Raw genomic sequence first — 18771 nt, 5'->3', positions numbered from 1 at the left:
ACATAGTGAATCGTCCGGGTAGCCTTCTTGGTTTCATGCTGCACATTAGCCTTCCGAACCAGGTAGACGTACTGATCCTTCATATTAGGCTCAATAGTTAACTTACCTAAGTTAGGATCTTCTTGTACTTCGACATACTTGTCCTTGAACTTATCCTGCCGATCAGCAATGTCGCTGAATGCATCTGTTGAATCACCGGCAAACTTGCCTTGACCGATGTTAGCAATTTTCCAGTCAGCATCTGGCAACAAGATACCATCATCTGGCGTATATTCAGTAGTCTTAGTACTACCAGTAACATCAATATAGTGGATATTGGCCCTTCTGCTTGTAGATCAAATCAACATTGGGAAGCTTGCCGTTCTTTTTATCGACATCCCAGGTAACGTTTTCGCCTTTGACCGGATCAAACATAGCTTCCTTGTTAGTACCATTATTATCATTTACGTAGTACCAATCGTATTTAGCATCAGTCCGATAAGTAGGATCATTGAATGAATCGTAATATTCACCATTCTCCAGTGTTGCCTTATTGAAATGATACTTTTGATTATTTTCAGTTACGTCATTCGAATGGCCGCCAGTGGTCCACTTTTCGGGTGCCGTGCCATCAGTAATAACGTAAATGTCCTTGCCCTGACTATCCTTTTGAACATTGCCTTGGGCATCCATTAGTGGAACTGCATTTACGCGGTTGCCATTAGCATCTACATAGTAAGTACCCGTGACGGTTGCCTGCTGAGTAACAGGAGTTGTAAGCTCATGGCCACCAGCTTCGTTCTCGTAATAGTGAATCTCCCGACTAACCTTCTTTGGTCTCAGTCACCTGATTTACTTGTTGTTTGTAGATCAGGTAAATTGGATCAAGGGTGATTGTTTGCTTAGTTGTTTCATTTGGCGAGAAGCTATAGTCCTTGTTGTGTGACGAATCCACGTATACCCAGTTACCCATGGCAACATTATTGTGATTGTGTGACCAGTCTTCACTTACGGTAATATTAGTTGGCGCTTCGTTACCCTCAGCCTTGGCAAAGTCAAATTTTTGGTTATCACTAGTGTTAGTAGTGACATCATGATTATTTGGATCACTCTTAATGGTCCAAGTTTCTTTTGCGTTCCCGCTGGTAACAACATAGATCAGATTGCCATCTGCATCTTTTTGAACTACGCCGTTAATCTTCAGTTCTTCAGCGTTTACTCGCTTATTTGGGGCAGTGGCATCCACATAGTAGGTACCAGTCAACGTTACCTGCTGAGTAACGTCACCTTGAAGATTTTCACCATGGATATCGTTGGCAACATAGTGAATCGTCCGGGTAGCCTTCTTGGTTTCATGCTGCACATTAGCCTTCCGCGCCAGGTAGACGTATTGATCGGCTACCCCTTTGGTCAAGGTCTGCTTGGCAAGCTGATCATTCTTGGCGTTAGGGGAGAGCCCAACCAATACATACTGGTCCTGGTAGTTCCAGAGCTGTTCCGTCCTGTCAGGCGTATCACCAACATAACCGGTGATATTAGGAATCGCGTGCCCGAGGTCCGTCCCGGAGGTTGGGGTCAGATTCGTCGGGTCGTCAGTGACGTCACGATAGTAGATACTGTATCCCGCCTGATCGCGCTTCTTGTATACCACGTACTCAACAAAGTCCGCGTGTGGGAAGTCGAATGAAGGCTCCTTCCCATACTTGGCAATTGGGCCCCCAGTTGTTTGGGCCTTACCGTCAACGATCTTTAGCTGGTCGCCATCCTTAAGCCCGGCATAGGCCGTGTAGCCCGTAATCGAAGGAACATCAATGTCGTTGGCAAACGACTTTTGGTCCGCAAAGGTGTTGTCATCCTCGGTGCTTTCGAACTGAACATTGCGGACCGTATCGGTGATCGGTTGGCCGTTGGCGTCCTTCATCGGTTGACCCTGCTCATTGACGTAATGGATGGTCTGCTTGACCCAGCCATAGTAGTGGTTATCGACCTGGCCCTTGCTGATTGGCTTGTCGCTGGTTCCACGGTCGATCCAATAGCCGTAGTCGGTATCGTAGTTAAAGCCCGTGTTATTATTTACCGTAACGTGCCAAGGCTTATCCTTCAGGTCATCCTTAACGTCAGTACTCTTAATGGGGTAACCAGCGATCCAGTTACCCGCTCCCTGATAAGTAACCCCTTTTGCATCCTCATCCGGGGTCTTGACGTTCACCGGTGGCAGTAATGCCTGACTGTCATTCGGTGTCCAGTTGATCAGGGTGAACAGGGAATTGCGGTGGTCCCCCTGGTTATCCTGATACTCATTATTGGAACGGAAGCCTTGATAGTCACCATCAATCTGGACGTGGTAGGCCACCTGGTCACCAGAACCCGTACTGGTGACGGTAACCTTTGGGGCCTGGTAGGTGAAGAGGTGCGACAGGTAGTAGTCACCATCATCAACCCTATCCGCCATTGCTGAATTATAACTTGCCGGCACGATCAGTTTCTGGAGCTGTTGCTGTAGGGCATCGGCCGATACGAAGTTCATCGTTACCGCCTTAGTACCGCTAGGCTTGGTTACAGTGATCGTGAAGTCGTTGCCCAGCTGGTGGTTATTGCCGTCCGTGGTGGACAGGCCCACCCCCTGCTGTGGCGAGGTAACCACGTAATCCTTGCCATCTTCGTCCTTGAACCAGTTATGGGCGGGAGTACTGGCGGTGTGGTTGCTGGCAACCGTCTCATTACTCAGTGAAATGGCATCGTCCTGGGCGTTAACCTTGACGGCCTTAACGGTAACACCGCTGCCCATTGACAGGTTCCCCACCTGCAGGTCATTGTCGGGCTGGTAACTGCTGGCGTCCCCATTTGTGTAGACCGTCACCCGGTCCGTCGGTTTCTTAACCTTATCGTCCCCATTAGAACTCCCGTTATACCAGACCAGATCGGCACTTAGGTCCCAAGGGGTACTAATTCCGGGGTGGCTCGCCAGAATATTCCTTAATCCATCCGTAAAAATAATCCGGTAATAGCCGTTCCCGGACCCGTAGCTGGCCTGGTCCGTATTGTTGTTAACCTGAACCGTCTCCTGGCCATCCGGTCCTACGACGGTCTGGCGGTACTTATTCAGCAGGTCACCGACCGGGACAATATAGCCCGCCACGTTACCCCGGTAGTTGATTGGCTGCGCACCGGCCTGGTCGTTAATCGAACCATAATTGAGGATGTAGTTCTGCCCGTCACTAGTCTGGTAGGGCAACCCCAGCTTAACGTCCAGGTAGTCACCGGACTGGATATTGGACATCGCACTGACTGGAATGTTCAACCCCAGGTGAATATCCAGTGTTCCGGGGGTTCCCGAAGGCTTATTCCCGACACTCTGGGTGACCTCATGACTGGTAACAGCGATCTGCCCGTCAGCGGTACCAATCTGGTCGTTCAACGACTTCCTAGCAGTGGGAACCGGGCTAGTCGTAACGGCCGCCTTCCTCTCGCTGAATTTCTGAGCTACCTGCGCAGGTGCGGCGCTAACCACGGCAGATTGGATATTCGGGGTTGCCTGTGAGGCCGCCGCGGACGCTGCACCCTGAGCCTGCAGAACTGTTGCACTCTCCTGGGTAGATGGCCGGGACGCCGGGACGGATTGCGGCGTCTCCGCCTGCGTCGTTGTCGGGGTAGCAGAATCAGCGCTGGCTTCCCCCAAAAACAGCGTCGTCCCTAGCAGGACGCGTAACACCCCAACGCTTAGCTTCCGCAGGGCAAACCGCTGATGGGCGGTGCCGAGGGTCTTTTATGTCTTCATTAACCGATTATTCTTTGCCATGAGTCATTACCTCCGAGAAAAGATTAATAATGTAACCGTTTTCAATCATTACAAAATAGGTTTTTTGGCCAATCGCTTTTCGGTCGAAAAGGGTCGCAATGGCTAATTATCGCCATAATCTACCCCAATCGTAATCAACCTATTAATTGAACTATCTTAAATGATGTATCGGTATTCATGGATTAAAGACGAATTTAGTCTCATTTCCGCCAATATTCAATATGAATAAAACAGTAAATTATCATTCGATAGATATGTTCATTAATTCATAACCGTGATAAGATTAAAAACTTACTAATCGAAAACGCGGGTTATTGTCAATTTAATTGCTAAGATAACCAACTTAATAAAAAAACATATTTCACAAATTAAATCTAAAATATGTTCCCCCGAATGCACTAAAAAAGCCGTGAACGCTCGTTGCCGAGTATCCACGACTTTTTTCATCGCACGCGCTTAGTGTTTTTTGCGCAGCTTGCGGAGCTTCTTGATCCGCTTGGCCTTGTCCTTCTTCATCTTGCGGGCCATCCGGTTCATCGCCATCTGCCCCATCTTGCCACCGGGCATCTGACCGCCAAACAGGTTCTGCATCCCGCTCATGTTGCCGTTGGTGACCTGCTTCATCATCTTACGCATCTGGTTGAACTGCTTGATCATCCGGTTGACCTCGACGATCGGCCGGCCGGAACCAGCCGCCAGCCGCCGCCGTCGACTCGGGTTCATCAGGTCGGGATTCTCCCGTTCTTCCGGCGTCATCGAGAGGACGATCGCCCGGATGTGGGCAAACTGCTTCGGGTCGAGGTTGACGTTCTTTAACGCCGGGTTGTTGGCCATCCCCGGCATCATCTTGAGGATGTTCTCCAGCGGCCCCATCTTGGTGACCTGGTCCATCTGGGCGAGGAAGTCGTTGTAGTCAAACGTGTTCTCCCGCATCTTGTCCATGGTCTCTTGAGCCTGTTCCTCGTCGAAGTTCTTCTGGGCCTTCTCGATCAGGGTCATCATGTCTCCCATGCCCAGAATCCGCGAGGCCATCCGGTCGGGGTGGAAGACATCCAAGTCCTCCATCTTCTCCCCTTCACCGACAAACTTGATCGGCTTGCCGGTGACGGCCCGGATCGACATGGCGGCCCCACCACGGGTATCACCATCGAGCTTGGTCAGAACAACCCCGGTGATGTCAAGCTTATCATCGAAGCCCTGGGCGGTGTTAACCGCGTTCTGACCGGTCATCGCGTCGATTACCAGGAGGATTTCGTCCGGGTGAACCAGCTCCTTGATGTTGGCCAGCTCATCCATCAGCTGCTCGTCAATCTGGAGCCGCCCGGCCGTATCGATGATCACGTAGTCGTTGTGATTTTGCTTAGCAACCTCCATCCCCTGGCGGACAATCTCGACGGGGTCTTCGTCGGTCCCCTTCTCAAAGACTGGGACGTCAATCTGGGCGGCCACCTGCTGCAGCTGGGTGATGGCGGCTGGCCGGTAGACGTCAGCCGCGATGAACAGCGGCCGGGCGTGGTTCTCGTTCTTCAACCGCAGGGCCAGCTTGCCGGCCGTGGTCGTCTTCCCGGCCCCCTGGAGCCCGACCATCATGATGACGGTTGGGATGTGAGCGGCCTTGTTGAGCGGCACGGCCTCCTCCCCCATCAGTTCGGTCAGCTGGACGTTGACGATCTTGACAATCTGCTGGGCCGGGTTCAATCCCTTGAGGACCTCGGCCCCGGCGGCCTGCTCGCGGACCTTCTTCACAAAGTCCTTGACGACCGCAAAGTTAACGTCGGCTTCCAGGAGGGCCAGGCGGATCTCCCGCATGGTTTCCCGGAGGTCAGCCTCCGTAACCTTGGGCTTGCGCCGTAGTTTTTCCATCGCCTTCTGCAGGCGTTCCGTTAATCCTTCAAATGCCATTTGCTATTCTTCCTCCAAGCTTTCCAGATGACCCACCAGTTCATTGAGCCGGGCGTCATCCGGGTAGTGTGTGCGTACGTACTGTTGGATCTCGTCGGCCTGCTTGTTGCGGGCCTGAAACTCTGCGTACAGGTGCAGTTTGGTCTCGTAACTCTCGAGGATGTTCTCGGTCCGCTTGATGTTGTCGTAGACCGCCTGCCGACTGATGTTGAAGTTCTCGGCGATCTCACCGAGAGAGTAGTCGTTCCCGTAGTAGAGGTCCAGGTACTCGTTTTGCTTCTTGGTCAAAAGGGGCTGGTAAAACTCAAACAGGGAGTTGATCCGGTAGTTCTTTTCAATTTCCATACTGTCTCACCCGACCTAATCGACATCGACCAGGCCCTTGAAAAGGCCGTATACAAAGTCGCTAGCGTCGAACTTCTGCAGGTCGTCCACGTGCTCACCGAGGCCGACGTACTTGACGGGCAGGTGCAGTTCGTTTCTGATCGCCAGGACGATTCCCCCGCGGGCGGTCCCGTCGAGCTTGGTCAGGACAATCCCGGTGACGTCGGTGCTCTGCTTGAAGAGCTTGGCCTGGTTCAGGGCGTTCTGCCCGGTCGTGGCGTCCAAGACCAGCAGGACCTCATGCGGGGCGTCCGGGATCTCCCGGGTCAGGATCCGCTTCATCTTAGCCAGCTCTTTCATCAGGTTGACCTTGTTCTGCAGCCGACCAGCCGTGTCGACGAAGAGGATGTCGTAATCCTCTTTTTTGGCCTTCTGGACCGCATCAAAGACGACCGCAGCGGGATCACCATTTTCCGGCCCGGTGACGATGTCAACACCGTCGCGCTTGGCCCAGACAACCAGCTGCTCGGTGGCCCCGGCCCGGAAGGTATCGGCGGCCGCCAGCAGGACCTTCTTGCCCTGCTTCTTGAAGAGGGCCGCCATCTTTCCGATGGTGGTCGTCTTTCCGGCCCCGTTGACCCCGACAAACATGATCACCGTCGGACCCGTAGCTGCCATGTTGAGGTCGGCCTTCTCATCCTTGCCGGCCGCGTCATAGAGGTCAACCATCTTCTCAATGATGACGTTGGAAGCCTCCTGCTTGCTCTTGGCGTTCTCCAACTTGACCTCTTCGCGAAGCTCATCGCTGAGCTTCATCGCCATGTCATAGCCGACATCCGACTCGATCAGCATGTCCTCCAGGTCGTCGAAGAAGTCCTCGTCGACGTGACGGAAGTTGGCCAAGAAGCGGTTGAGCCGGGCCCCGAAACCGGTCCGGGACTTGGCCAGGCCACGGTCGTACTTCTTAGCGGTCTGGTCGGTCTCGCTATCGTCTGCACTGGTCGGTGCTTCGCTAGTCGCGGCAGCCGTCGATGCAACTTCCTCAACGGCGGCCGTACTGCTGGCCACTGCTGCGGCAGACGTGGCAACCTCCTCGCTGCTTGGGGTGGTGTCACTCATCGGGCTAGCAGACGCGGCCCGCACGGACGCTGCTTCCTTGGCCGCGGACTCGCTGGCCGTGGCAGAAGCAACGCTGGCTGAGGAAGTGGTGCCGGTCGACGTGACCGACACCGTGGCTTGGCTGTCAGTGGTCGATTCGCTGGCCACAGCCGATTCCGCACTGGTTGTTGATTGGACCGGTGCGGGCTGGCTGGTTGACTGGGTAGCTGACGATCCCACAGTTGGTTGGACGCTGGCTCCAGAATCAGCGGGTACACTAGTCGCCCCCTCTGGCTCAGTTGGCTGCTGATCGACAGCAGACGTAGGGGCGGTTGGGGCCGCACTTCCCCCCTGGTCGGCACTTGCCGTTGACTGGGGAGCTGCAGTCAGCTGACTAGCCTGGCTGGCTGCTCCCTCCTGGTCGGCACTGGGCTGCTGACTGGCCGCCGCACTGCTCTCTTGAGCGGGCGCGGTCGACTGTTCGGCCGCCTTCTTCTTGTGGCGGCGGAAAATATCAAATAATCCCATCTCTACACCTTCTTCTAATTTTCTTTTTCATTCATTGTATCAATCACGTCGACGGAAACCATCCGGGAAACCCCGGATTCCTGCATGGTGACCCCGTACAGGACATCGGCCCCCATCATCGTCCCCTTTCGATGGGTAATGACGATGAACTGGGGCCCCGTCTTGCCAAAGCGGTTCAGGTACTGGGCAAAGCGCTGCACATTGACCTCGTCCAGGGCCGCCTCGGGCTCGTCTAGGATCGCAAACGGTACCGGCCGCACCTTCAGGATCGCAAACAAAAGAGTGATGGCGGTCAGGGCCCGCTCACCCCCGGAGAGGAGGCTCAAGTGCTGGTTCTTCTTGCCCGGTGGCTGGGCCATGATGTCGATCCCCGTCGTCAGCAGGTGGTCCGGATCGGTCAGGACCAGCTTGGCCTGACCGCCACCGAAGATCTGCTTGAAGGTCTCGTCAAAGGCCGTCGAAACCTGCTTGAAGGTCCGGGTGAAGCGCCGCTCGACCTGGCTATCCATCTCACCCATTGTCTGGTTGAGCTGCTTACGGGCCGCCAGGAGGTCATCCTGCTGGCCCTTGAGGAAGTCGTAGTGCTTCTTGACCCGGTCGTATTCGGCAATCGAGCCAACGTTGACGTCACCCAGCTCGGCCAGCCCCCGCCGCAACAGCTTCAACTGCCGGTTGAGTTGGTCATCGGCCAGGTCACTGATCCCCTGCCGGGCCGCGTCGAGGGTCAGCTGATACTGCTCACTCAGGTGGTTGAGCAACTGGTCCATCCGGCTCTCGCTGCGCGCCTGCTGGGCCTTGAGGTCGCCGGCATCATCGCTCGCCGCCTGTTGAAGGGCGGTGGTCCGCTGGTGCTGATCCTCCTGAATGGCGAGGTCGTCAGCCAGGCTGGCCAGTTGCTGGTCATCTTCTTTGACCGCCTGCTTGGTCTTGGCCAAGTGCTCCTGGGCATCCTGCAGGGCGGTCGCGTTGGACATCGTTGCGGAATGGTCATCATTCATGACCGCTGTCAGCGCCGTCAGTTGCTGTTGGACCTGGTCCAAGGCCGCCTGGGTAGTGGTGACCGTCTGCCGGGCCGCCGACAGTTGACGTTGAAACTGCTGCTTGCGCTCGGCGGCCACGGCCAGCCACTGCTCCATCTGGTGAAGCTGCTCGTTTTGAGCCGAGGCGTTGGTCTCCAGCTCATGAACCTGGGTCGTCAGCTTACTGATTGATTGCTCGGTAGCCCGCTGACGGTGGGTTACCGCGTCTTCCTTCTTTTTCAGTTGGGCCACCTGGTCCTGGTCACTCTTAACCTGACTGCCCTGCTGGTCGGCCTGCGACTGGAGAGCCTGGACCTGGCGATTGAGGTCCTGGAGCCGGTCAGCCAAGACTGTCAGCTGGGACTGGGCTGCGTGCTGGTCGAGCTGGGCCGCGTGAAGCTGCTCCTGCAGGGCGGTTGCCTGCTTAGCCAGGTCATCGTGTTGGTCCTTGAGGTCGGCCACCCGCTGCTCGGCCTGGGTGACCTGCTCCTCCTGCTGGTGGAGGAGGTCAGTCAGTTGTTTGCCCAGCTGTTTCTGGGCCAACAGGCCGTGCTGGCGGTGGCGGTTGGCCCCACCAGTCATTGCCCCGCTGGCGTTGATCAGCTGACCATCTAGGGTTACCACCCTGAGCTGGTGGTGACCCGCCCGGGAAATTACGGTGGCGTGGTCGAGGTTATCGGCCACCACCGTGCTACCAAGCAGGTAGTCCGCCACCAGCTGGTACTGGGGGTCAAATCGAATTAGGTCAACGGCCCGACCAACGACCCCCGGAAGTGCGGCCACCCGGTTCCAGGAACCGGCGGGCCGACGTTGGATCAGGGTGTCGAGCGGCAGGATCGTTGCCCGGCCACCCCGGTGTTTGACCAAGTAGCTGATGATCTGTTTCCCGGTTGCCTGCCGGTCAACCACCAGCTGCTGGAGCTGACCACCGAGAACGGTCTCGATAGCCGTGGTCAACTTGGCCGGTACGTCAAAGAGCTCACTGACCGACCCCGCCAGTCCCGGGAAGTTCTGCCGGTGCTGCAGGACGGTCCGGACCCCCTGGTAGTAGCCGGCGTATTCTTCGCTCATCGCCTGGTAGTTCTTGATCCGGGCCTTGGTGGAATGAACATCCCCCAGGGCCGCATACCAGTCACGCTGGGCCTGCTGGTACTGGGAACCGGTCGTGGTCACTTGCCGACTGACGCGGTCAAACTGCTCCTGAAGCCGGGTCACCTGCTGGCCCAACTGTTCGACCGATCGCTGTTGATCCGCCTGGTCGGCCGTTAATTTAGCCTGCTGGGCTTGCTTATCCTGAAGCTCACTGCTGCTTTGGTTCTGCTGGCTGAGTCGCTGCTCATGGCTACGCTTCAGGAAGGCCTGCTGGTTATGCACCGTCGTCAGTTCCTGCATCAGGTTGACCTGCTGATCGCGCAGGTCATCTAACTGCTTGTTCAATGCCTGAATCCGCTCGGCGTTGCTCATCTGCTGGGCAGCGTCGTAGTCGGCCTGGTGCTGGTCCATCTCCTGCTGGTGGGTAGTCAACTGGTCCTGTACCGTCTGTTGGGCCTGCTGGGCCGCTTTTAGGTCAGCACTCAGCTGCGCGGCCCGGTCACTTAACCGGCGCTGGTCGGCCTTCTGCTGGTCGTGCTTCATCGAGGACATCGACTGGGCGTTCTTCAGCTGGGCAATCTTTTCCGTCTGGGTCAGGATTGCCTGTTGGTCGGCATCCTTTTGCTTGAGGAGGGCCGCCCGGCGCTGCTTCAGCTTGGCTAATACGGCGTCGACCTTGGCCTGCTTCTCCTGGTAGTCGGCCACCAGCTTGGCTGTTTGCCGGTACTTACTCTGCACCTTAGTGAAGTGGGCCCGCTCCCGGTCATACTGACGGACGGTCTGGGTGCGGTCAAGGAGGTCAAACTGCTTCTTCTGCTCAAGGTAGTCCTTGGCCAGGGCGCTCTCGTCGGCTAGCGGTTCCAACTGCCGGGAGAGCTCGCTGATGATGTCATTGACCCGGTTGAGGTTGTCCATCGTCGCCGTCAACCGCTTCTCGGCGGTCTCCTTGTTCTGCTTGTACTTGGCCACCCCGGCCACCGTCTCGATGATCCCGCGCCGGTCGACCGGTTTCCCGTTGAAGACCGCAGCCACCCGGCCCTGGGAGATGATCGAAAACGATTCCCGGCCCAGTCCCGAGTCGATGAAGAGGTCGGTGATGTCCTTGAGCCGTACCTTCTGGCTGTTGATCAGGTATTCACTGTCCCCGTTGCGGTAAAGCTTCCGGGTGATCGTCAACTCCCGAAAATCGCTGGCCAGGTAGTGGTCGCTGTTGTCCAGAGTGATCGAAACCAGGGCCCGGTTCAGCGGCTGCCGGTCTGCGGCTCCGTTGAAGATGACATCAGCCATCTTATCACCACGCAGGTGCCGGGCGGATTGCTCCCCCATCACCCAGCGGATCGCCTCGATGATGTTGCTCTTGCCGCTGCCGTTGGGCCCGATGATCCCGGTCATCCCCGGTTCAAACTTGATCGTGGTCTTCTGGGCAAACGACTTGAAGCCGTCTAACGTTAAAGACAATAACTGCATTTGTTGCTTTCACTCACCTATTAATTGCTTTGCTTGCGTAACTTGTTCAGGGCGTTCTGGGCCGCCTGCATCTCGGCATGCTTCTTCGAGGAGCCGTGCCCGTCGGCGATGACCTGCCCGTCCACCATCACGTCGACGTGGAACTCGGGGTCGTTCTCGGTCCCGGTCTCGTTGAGGAGGTAGTACCCGATCTTGACATCACCGTCGCGCTGCAGGTATTCCTGCAGACTGGTCTTGGCATCGACAGCGTGGTCGAACCAGCCCATGTCCAGCTTCGGGAAGATCACCCGGCGGACGAACTTCTCCACGGCCGGCCGTCCCTGGTCGAGGTAGAGGGCCCCAACGAAGGATTCGAAGATGTCACAGAGCAGGCCGGGACGCTGCCGGGCGCCAGCCTTCTCCTCCCCCTTGCCCAGGCGGATGTACTGGTCAAAGTGACACTCCTTGGCAAACTTGGAGAAGCTGTCCTCGCAGACCATTGCCGCCCGCAGTCGGGTCAATTTTCCCTGGGGCAGTTCGGGGTAACGCTTGTAGATGTACTCCGAAACGATCAGTTCCAACACGGCATCGCCAAGAAATTCGATCCGCTCATAGAACTTCAGATTCTGATTCGGGTGCTCATTGACGTATGAAGCCTGGGTAAAGGCCTCGGCCAGCAGTGCCGGATCATCAAAATGAATATCAAATTCCTTGGCCAGGTAGTCTTGTAGTTCATTGATCATATAAATTATTTCCTTTCTGAATTATGGCTTTTAGCTAATTCTTCCCTATTATACTAGAGATCTTGTCATTGCGCAGTCTGGGAAAATAAAAAAGCTCCATTCGGCGGAGCCTTTTTATCTTAGTTTGTGTGTTGCTCGATGTAGTCAACCACTTCACCGATCGTACTCAGCTTCTCGGCGTCTTCGTCGTCAATCTCCGAGCCAAAGGTATCCTCAAGTTCCAGGACAAATTCAACGAAGTCAATGGAGTCCGCGTCTAAGTCGGTCTTCAGGTTTAATTCATCGGTGATCTTAGCCCGATCAACATCGAAATGGTCGGCCACAATCTCGGAAACCTTATCGAAGATTTCCTTTCTTCTATTATCAGCCATTTTTATAACCTCACTTTACAAAATACTCCCTTATTCTATTCGTTTTTCCCTGACTTGTCCACTTCTGGATTATCGGTGAAAAAGTCGACGGTCTTCTCAATCAGCTGGGCCCGGAGCATGGTCCGGATCTGGCCGATGGTGTTCTTGACCGCCAGGGCGTCAGAGGCCCCGTGGGTCTTGACGACCGGCGCCTTCAGCCCGAGTAAGACGGCGCCCCCATAGGTTGAGGTGCTCATCGTCTGCCCGATCTTATGGAAGACCGGCTTGAGCAGGAGGTAACCCAGCTTGGCCCGCAAACCCCCGTTTAAGATCCCGTGCTTGATCAGGGTCAGCATCATCTTGGCCGTTCCCTCGGTGGCCTTCAGGGCGGCGTTAGCGGTCCAGCCATCACTGACCACCACGTCGGCCTTGCCATAGAGGAGGTCGCCCGCCTCGACGTTGCCGATGAAGTTCAGGTCGTCACGGGCATTGAGCTGTTGCCAAACAGCCTTATGCAGGGAATCCCCCTTGTCCTCCTCGGCCCCGTTGTTGAGTAGGCCGATCCGCGGGTTGGCCACGCCGAGGACGCTCTCGGCGTAAAACTTACCCAGGTAGGCGTACTGGAGGAGGTTTTTCTCCTTACTCTCGGCGTTGGCCCCGGTGTCGAGGTAAACGAAGCTGTGGCGGCTAGCACCGGGCTTAGCGATCGGCAGGACACTGGTCAGCCCCGGTCGGTCGATCCCCTTGATCCGCCCGACGATAAAGATCCCGGCGGCCAGGACTGCCCCGGTGTTGCCGGCGGAGAAGAATGCGTCGGCCTCCCCGTGCTTAACAGCGGTGGCTGCCTTCACGATTGAGGAGTCCTTCTTGCGCCGGATTGCCCGGACCGGTTCTTCCCCCATCGTGATGTCGTCGCTGGTCGGGATGATGGTCAGGCGTTGGTCGTTTTTAATCAGCGGCTTGATGGCGTCCGGGTTCCCATAGAGGTCAAACTCCAGGTCGGGATACAGGTCACGGGCCTGCTCCACCCCTTCCACAATTACCTTGGGGGCCTTGTCGCCGCCCATCGCGTCAACTGCAATTTTCATAATAGAATCGCTCCTTAATCAAAATGTGTTTCTAGCTGGTGGCGTTGTAGGTACAGCACCAGCGGCTGGTTGTCATCAATCATGTCCCAGTGAGGGGCCTTAAGCAGCTGCTCAGCATCGTTGCGGGCAATCTGGAGGGTCTTCAGGTCACCGACCGGGTCACCGACCTTAAAGTCGGGCAGGCCGGACTGTTTGCGGCCGAGGACGTCCCCGGACCCGCGCAGCTCCAGGTCACGTTGGGCCACCTTAAAACCGTCATTGGTCGCGACCATTGTTTTCATCCGGGCCTTACCGTCGTCGGTCTTGGGGTCGGCCAGCAGGAGGCAGTAGCTCTGCCGGTCGCCACGACCGACTCGGCCCCGCAGCTGGTGGAGCTGGGCCAGGCCGAAGCGGTCGGCGTTGTAGATGATCATCACCGTGGCGTTGGGGTTGTCGACCCCAACCTCGATGACGGTGGTCGAAACCAGGACCTGGGTCTTGCCATCCTGAAAGTCGTGCATGACCTGGTCCTTCTCCTCACCGGTCATTCGCCCGTGGAGGAGGCCAACCTGGTAATCAGGGGCCAAGTAGGTCGCCAGCTGCTGGTAGAGGTCGGTGGCGTTCTGAACATCGAGCGCCTCGGACTCCTCGATCAGGGGGCTGACCACGTAGGCCTGGGCCCCGGCTGCCAATTGGTCGCGTAGAAAGTGGAGGGCCTCGTTCTGCTGGTCGACCTTGAACCACTTGGTCTGGATCGGCTTACGACCGGCTGGCAGTTCATCGATGATCGAAACGTCCATTTCACCGTAGGCCGTGATTGCCAGGGTCCGCGGGATCGGGGTAGCGGTCATGGCTAGAATATCGGGGTTGTCCCCCTTCTCCCGAAGCCGCTGGCGTTGGTTGACCCCGAAACGGTGCTGCTCATCGGTGATTGCCAGACCGAGGTTAGCGTATTCAACGTCGTCCTGGATCAGGGCGTGGGTCCCGATGACCAGGTTGATATCACCGCGCTTGATGGCGTCGCGCAGCTGACGGTGTTGTTTGGCCGACAGCGAACCCGTCAGCAGACCAATGTGGACGTGGGTTCCGGCAAAGGTCTTGGCCAACTTCTCGGCGTGCTGGGCCGCCAGGATCTCGGTGGGGGCCATCAGCGCCGCCTGATAGCCCGCCGTGATCGTGGCGTAGATAGCAATCGCCGCCACGATCGTCTTCCCGGAGCCAACATCCCCCTGAAGGAGGCGATTCATCTGGTAGGGCCGGCGCAGGTCGGCGCAGATCTCGTTGACCACCCGCTTCTGGGCATTGGTCAGCTCGAAACCGATGTGGGAGATGAACTCCTTGACCTCATCATTATGGTAGAGGATCTGTAGCCCATCCTGTTGGCGCTGGGCCTGACGAATCGCCTGCAGGCGGAGCTGGAAGAGGAAGAACTCCTCGTAGGTGGCGGTTCGCCGGGCTGCCTTGGCCTGGGCGGCGTCGGTCGGGAAGTGGAGTTCCTTAATCATCGTCCGCCGGTTCAGAAGGCGGTAACGCTGGCGCAGGGTTTGCGGCAGGAGGGTGGGGATCACCCCTCGATACTCCTCATATGCCTGGCGAATCAGGCTCCGCAACAGCGCCTGCTTAACATGCTTGTTCACGGAATAGACGGCCCCAAAGTCATTGCTCTCCTGGGGGGCCGCGTCGAGGAGGCGGTTGGCGGTTACCTGTTGGCGCCGGGCGTCCCACTTGCCCATCACCGTCACCGTCTTGTCGATGACCAGCTTCCTCTCCAGGTAGGGCTGGTTGAAGAAGGTTACCATCACCACGTTGTTGCCGACCTGGAGGCGGAAACTGAGCCGGTTGCGACGGTAACCGAACCGGGTCAGGAGGGGTTCGGACACCACCTTACCGACCAGGGTAACCTTCTGCTTGTCCTTGGCCGCCTGGATGTCTGCGGGCGTCAAGTCATTGTAGCGGGTCGGATAGTAGGTCAGGAGGTCGGCCACCGTATCGATCCCTAACGTTGCCAGATCGGCAGCGCGCTTGGCCCCGACCCCCTTCAACTTGGTGACCGGATCCTGTAAGCTCTGCATCATGAACCCTCCTTTCCCGGATTCAGCAAAGGGGCCATGACAAAGCGGTCTTCGTCACAGCCCCGTAAGTTTCGTGTTTTAATCCGGTCTATTCAACTGAGATCAGGTATGGGTAGACTGGCTGACCACCGTCATAGATCTGGACATCCAATTCGTCGTCCACATCCAGGATGGCCCCCTTGATGGCTTCGGCAGTCTCAGAATCACCGTCGGCCCCGACAAGGATCGTGACCACTTCACTATCCTCATCCAGCATCTGCTTGACCATCTTGATGGCGGTCTCCTGCAGGTCCGGGGTGGCAGAGACAATCTTACCGTCGACGATACCGAGGAAGTCGTCCTTCTGGATCTCTTGGCCATCGATCTTCGTGTCACGAATGGCGTGGGTAACCTCACCGCTAGCCACCGTGGTCATGTATTCCTCCATGTTGGCCTGGTTATCTTCAAGGGCGGCTTCCGCATTGTACTCCAGCATGGCAGACATGGCCTGGGCAATCGTCTTGGTGTGAACCACCTTGGTTGGGATGTCGGCCACCTTGGCTGCCTGATCGGCGGTCATGAAGATGTTCCCGTTATCCGGCAGCACCAGGGCCTGCTTGGCACCACTCTGGTTGATGGCGTCCGTGATGTCCTGGGTGCTTGGGTTCATGGTCTGACCACCGCTGATGATGTGGGTGACACCAAGACTCTTCAAGAGCTTGGCGATCCCGTCACCAGAGGCCACTGCGATGACGGCCGTCTCCGGTGCGGAGGCCGCTTCTTCGGCCTGGTCAGCGGAACCGGCGGCAGCCTCTTCGTCATCGTGTTCCATGATCTCTTCTTGTTGCCAAACCATGTTGTGGATCTCAATGGTCTGCAGGTCACCGAACTGCTGTCCCCAGGTCAACACCTCACCGGGATGCTCCGTGTGGACGTGCACCCGGACGACCTGATCATCGTTTAAGACCAGCAGGCTGTCCCCCATCTTGGCCAGGTGGTTGTAGAAGGTGTCGTAGTCAAACTGCTTGGTGACCTGTTTCCCCTTGCCGAGCCGGACCAGCATCTGGGTGCAGTAGGTGTACTCGATATCCTTGGGGTCCAACTTGCCTTGCACGCTCTGGTGGTCCATGGCGTTGACCATCTCGTCGACCTCGGCGGTGTCCGGCTTGTAGCTATCGCTCTTGTCGATTCGACCACTCAGGGCCTCATCGAAGGCCTGGAGAACGAAGACCAGGCCCTGGCCACCGGAGTCAACCACGCCGACCTCTTTCAGAACCGGTAGCAGGTCGGGGGTGGTCTTGAGGGCCGCCTCACTGGACTCGTAGATGGCGTGCATGATCGCCGTCAGGTCGTCGGTCTCCTTGATCTTATTGAGCCCCTCCTGAGCGGACTCACGAACCACCGTCAAAATGGTTCCCTCCGTCGGCTTCATAACCGCCTTGTAGGCCGTCTTAGCCCCGTTGGCGTAAGCGTCAACGAAGTCTTGGGCACTCAGCTTGTCCAAGCCATCCGCAGCCTTGGCAAAGCCCCGGAAAATTTGGGACAGGATAACCCCCGAGTTACCCCGCGCCCCCATCAACAGACCCTTGGCCAGCGCAGCGCTGAGGTCACCAACTGCTGTGCTGTGCTCAGCGCGTTCGTACTTGGCACCACTGGCCATGGATGAGGCCATGTTGGTCCCAGTATCACCGTCGGGCACCGGAAAAACATTCAAAGAGTTAATGAATTCGGCATTCTTGTTGAGCTTGTCGGCGGCCGCTTGGACCATCTTGCCAAATTCAAGATTTGTAATTTCTGTGACAGCCAATTAACTTTCCCTCCGTATCCAACTAGTCTTCCATTGAACGAACACCCTGAACACAGACGTTAACGGCGTCTGCCGTGATGCCGAGCATTGATTCTAGATTGTACTTTACCTTGGACTGGACGCTCTTGGAAACCTCAGAGATCTTCGTCCCGTAGCTTACGATAATGTTGACCTCAACGGTAATTCCATTATCCTGTTGCCGGATGACGACACCCTTGCTGAAGTTCTCGCGCCGCAAGATCTGGTTCACGCCATCGCGTAATGGCTTCCGACTTGCCATCCCAACAACTCCATAGTTATCAGTGGCGGCCCCGCCGACAACCGATGAGATTACATCGTTGTCGATGTCAATCGTGCCCGCCTTGGTTTTGATCTTTACTGCCATTATTATGGCCTCCTTTTAAAATCGTCAGCACTGCTGAGCGCTACACTTACTCACTAATATAAAGCTAACACCATCTTACCATAGCACGTCAAGTGATAAAAGTAGCCCCTATTGCAAAATAGTTAACGGGGTTGATTAATTGAATAAAAAAATAAGCCGCCCGTAATGGACGACATCATTTTTGTTTAATTAAACCCGAGTCACTTTACCGGACTTCAGTGTACGTGCTGAAACGTAAACCTTCTTTGGCTTGCCGTTAACCAGAATGGTTACCTTTTGCAAGTTTGGCTTCCAGCTGCGCCGACTTGAGTTAAGGGCGTGAGAACGCTTGTTACCGAAGCGTGTCCGTTTACCGTTGATAAAATCTTTAGCCATTGGTGGTACCCTCCTCTTCTCATCTTTATTTCGTTTACGCAATAGTTGCGATGTAACTCACCTAATTAATTTACCATAGCCGTCCGGTCAGTGCAAGGTTTTTCTTTCAAGTATTTTCCCTTGACACTATCCCGGTCGTAAACGATCCCCGCCAGGACGGCCTAATCGCGGGACCAGATCACCGCGACCACCCCACTATCAAAGGAGAAGTGGTTGACCGCACTGGTAAAGCGATTGCTTGACCAGGAAAAGGGAATCGTGCTGGCCCAATTGACCAGTGGGTACTTCTCGTCTGGCAGGGTCAGCCCGGTTACCGGAGTCAAATTAACGAAGGCCAGGTAGTCAAAGCCCGGCCGCCGGTGGATCGAATAGGTCCCCGGCCGGAAGTAACGAATAACGTTACAGCGGTCGACCAGCTCAATTTGCGATAGGTAGTCAGAAAAGGCATCCTGGAGCGGCAGGTAGAGGTTGGCCAGCTCCTGGTCCAGCCGGCCACCGGTGGCGCCCCAAATGACGATCTTATCCGGCTGGTACTTCTTGATGGCGGTCATGATGCCCAGCTGGGTATCAGTGAAGTCCTTGGCTGGCGGGTAGACTTCGATGTCATTTAAGGCCGCCCTCAACCTGGCGAGCTCAGTCGGGCTGGTGGAATCAAAGTCACCGATTGCGGCGACCGGGGTGATCCCCCATTCAAGAAGGAGGGTGGCGCCGTGGTCAACCCCGATCCAGGGCTCATCTCGATACTGCTTGATCATTTCGGCTGGAATCAGGTCGTGTGGTCCCCCGACCATCACATTTACGCGCAT

At 56.3% G+C, this 18771-nt stretch carries 14 protein-coding genes and 1 pseudogene; all 15 read right to left on the bottom strand.

Features of this window, described 5'->3' with window-relative positions; translation table 11 throughout:
* Positions 1 to 248, bottom strand: a 248-nt coding sequence (locus tag FD34_RS01690; protein ID WP_202812837.1) for a hypothetical protein, incomplete at its 3' end; no start/stop codon positions are given.
* 52 nt (positions 249 to 300) lie between these two features.
* Positions 301 to 672, bottom strand: a complete 372-nt coding sequence (locus FD34_RS01685) for a hypothetical protein (protein ID WP_057806185.1) — start codon at positions 670 to 672, stop codon at positions 301 to 303.
* Between the two features lie 130 nt (positions 673 to 802).
* Positions 803 to 3718 (bottom strand): annotated as a pseudogene (locus FD34_RS01680) (hypothetical protein); the annotation flags it as partial.
* 516 nt (positions 3719 to 4234) lie between these two features.
* Complete coding sequence (gene ffh, locus FD34_RS01675; protein ID WP_057806175.1) at positions 4235 to 5680, bottom strand: signal recognition particle protein; 1446 nt, start codon at positions 5678 to 5680, stop codon at positions 4235 to 4237.
* A 3-nt stretch (positions 5681 to 5683) separates the two neighbouring features.
* Positions 5684 to 6025: a putative DNA-binding protein gene (locus FD34_RS01670; protein ID WP_057806174.1), complete on the bottom strand. Its 342-nt coding sequence runs from the start codon at positions 6023 to 6025 to the stop codon at positions 5684 to 5686.
* A 15-nt stretch (positions 6026 to 6040) separates the two neighbouring features.
* Positions 6041 to 7630, bottom strand: coding sequence for a signal recognition particle-docking protein FtsY (gene ftsY, locus FD34_RS01665; RefSeq protein ID WP_057806172.1), 1590 nt, complete (start codon positions 7628 to 7630; stop codon positions 6041 to 6043).
* Positions 7631 to 7644: 14 nt separating this feature from the next.
* Complete coding sequence (gene smc, locus FD34_RS01660; protein ID WP_057806170.1) at positions 7645 to 11208, bottom strand: chromosome segregation protein SMC; 3564 nt, start codon at positions 11206 to 11208, stop codon at positions 7645 to 7647.
* Between the two features lie 20 nt (positions 11209 to 11228).
* On the bottom strand, positions 11229 to 11930 hold the full coding sequence (gene rnc / locus FD34_RS01655) for a ribonuclease III (RefSeq protein ID WP_057806166.1): 702 nt from the start codon (positions 11928 to 11930) through the stop codon (positions 11229 to 11231).
* Positions 11931 to 12049: 119 nt separating this feature from the next.
* Positions 12050 to 12301, bottom strand: coding sequence for an acyl carrier protein (gene acpP / locus FD34_RS01650; protein WP_057806164.1), 252 nt, complete (start codon positions 12299 to 12301; stop codon positions 12050 to 12052).
* Positions 12302 to 12336: 35 nt separating this feature from the next.
* Positions 12337 to 13368 (bottom strand): phosphate acyltransferase PlsX, encoded by a 1032-nt coding sequence (gene plsX / locus FD34_RS01645; RefSeq protein ID WP_057806162.1) that lies wholly within the window; start codon positions 13366 to 13368, stop codon positions 12337 to 12339.
* 14 nt (positions 13369 to 13382) lie between these two features.
* Positions 13383 to 15419: an ATP-dependent DNA helicase RecG gene (gene recG / locus FD34_RS01640; RefSeq protein WP_057806160.1), complete on the bottom strand. Its 2037-nt coding sequence runs from the start codon at positions 15417 to 15419 to the stop codon at positions 13383 to 13385.
* 88 nt (positions 15420 to 15507) lie between these two features.
* The gene (locus FD34_RS01635; protein ID WP_057806158.1) at positions 15508 to 17205 is read right to left on the bottom strand and encodes a DAK2 domain-containing protein; all 1698 of its coding nucleotides are present in this window, start codon (positions 17203 to 17205) and stop codon (positions 15508 to 15510) included.
* A 22-nt stretch (positions 17206 to 17227) separates the two neighbouring features.
* Positions 17228 to 17590 (bottom strand): Asp23/Gls24 family envelope stress response protein, encoded by a 363-nt coding sequence (locus FD34_RS01630; RefSeq protein WP_057806156.1) that lies wholly within the window; start codon positions 17588 to 17590, stop codon positions 17228 to 17230.
* Positions 17591 to 17779: 189 nt separating this feature from the next.
* Positions 17780 to 17965: a 50S ribosomal protein L28 gene (rpmB, locus tag FD34_RS01625; RefSeq protein WP_003713527.1), complete on the bottom strand. Its 186-nt coding sequence runs from the start codon at positions 17963 to 17965 to the stop codon at positions 17780 to 17782.
* 161 nt (positions 17966 to 18126) lie between these two features.
* On the bottom strand, positions 18127 to 18771 hold a 645-nt coding region (locus tag FD34_RS01620), incomplete at its 5' end, for a thiamine diphosphokinase (RefSeq protein WP_057806154.1).

The organism is Limosilactobacillus pontis DSM 8475, from assembly GCF_001435345.1.
GTDB lineage: Bacteria > Bacillota > Bacilli > Lactobacillales > Lactobacillaceae > Limosilactobacillus > Limosilactobacillus pontis.
The sequence above is the reverse complement of the archived record's forward strand: the minus strand, read 5'-3'. Positions and strand labels throughout refer to the sequence as shown.

What these genes read in the sequence shown, in the direction of transcription:
- FD34_RS01685 (WP_057806185.1), bottom strand. Translation starts at nt 672, where the DNA reads ATGGATGCCCAAGGCAATGTTCAAAAGGATAGTCAGGGCAAGGACATT.
- ffh (WP_057806175.1), bottom strand. Translation starts at nt 5,680, where the DNA reads ATGGCATTTGAAGGATTAACGGAACGCCTGCAGAAGGCGATGGAAAAA.
- FD34_RS01670 (WP_057806174.1), bottom strand. Translation starts at nt 6,025, where the DNA reads ATGGAAATTGAAAAGAACTACCGGATCAACTCCCTGTTTGAGTTTTAC.
- ftsY (WP_057806172.1), bottom strand. Translation starts at nt 7,630, where the DNA reads ATGGGATTATTTGATATTTTCCGCCGCCACAAGAAGAAGGCGGCCGAA.
- smc (WP_057806170.1), bottom strand. Translation starts at nt 11,208, where the DNA reads ATGCAGTTATTGTCTTTAACGTTAGACGGCTTCAAGTCGTTTGCCCAG.
- rnc (WP_057806166.1), bottom strand. Translation starts at nt 11,930, where the DNA reads ATGATCAATGAACTACAAGACTACCTGGCCAAGGAATTTGATATTCAT.
- acpP (WP_057806164.1), bottom strand. Translation starts at nt 12,301, where the DNA reads ATGGCTGATAATAGAAGAAAGGAAATCTTCGATAAGGTTTCCGAGATT.
- plsX (WP_057806162.1), bottom strand. Translation starts at nt 13,368, where the DNA reads ATGAAAATTGCAGTTGACGCGATGGGCGGCGACAAGGCCCCCAAGGTA.
- recG (WP_057806160.1), bottom strand. Translation starts at nt 15,419, where the DNA reads ATGCAGAGCTTACAGGATCCGGTCACCAAGTTGAAGGGGGTCGGGGCC.
- FD34_RS01630 (WP_057806156.1), bottom strand. Translation starts at nt 17,590, where the DNA reads ATGGCAGTAAAGATCAAAACCAAGGCGGGCACGATTGACATCGACAAC.
- rpmB (WP_003713527.1), bottom strand. Translation starts at nt 17,965, where the DNA reads ATGGCTAAAGATTTTATCAACGGTAAACGGACACGCTTCGGTAACAAG.